This window comes from Moellerella wisconsensis ATCC 35017 (assembly GCF_001294465.1).
Taxonomy (GTDB): Bacteria; Pseudomonadota; Gammaproteobacteria; order Enterobacterales; family Enterobacteriaceae; genus Moellerella; species Moellerella wisconsensis.
In genome coordinates this window covers 1-272 of sequence record NZ_LGAA01000085.1, presented here as the reverse complement: position 1 = coordinate 272, position 272 = coordinate 1, and the positions used below count along the sequence as shown (strand labels likewise).

At 47.8% G+C, this 272-nt stretch carries 1 other RNA gene; it reads left to right on the top strand.

Annotation, left to right across the window (positions count from 1 at the left end):
* Nucleotides 1-84: 84 nt before the first annotated feature.
* Nucleotides 85-206: non-coding RNA, RtT sRNA (locus tag M992_RS14920), on the top strand.
* The last annotated feature ends 66 nt before the right edge of the window (nt 207-272 follow it).

Here is a 272-nt window from a genome sequence, read left to right as displayed (position 1 = left end):
GTTAGCTCAGTTGGTAGAGCAGTTGACTTTTAATCAATTGGTCGCAGGTTCGAATCCCGCACGACCCACCATTCAAAAATAGTAGAAATAGGTAAGACGTGTGGGTGAGAACCGTAAAGGTTCGAGTCGAGCGAAAGCGAGACAACGTTGCGCAGCAACGGCCCGAAGGGCGAGGCGAAAGCCGAGTCATCCCGCACGACCCACCATTTCAAAATGATTTAGTTTTAAGGTAGTAAGCCAGATAAATAAATGGGTCGTTAGCTCAGTTGGTA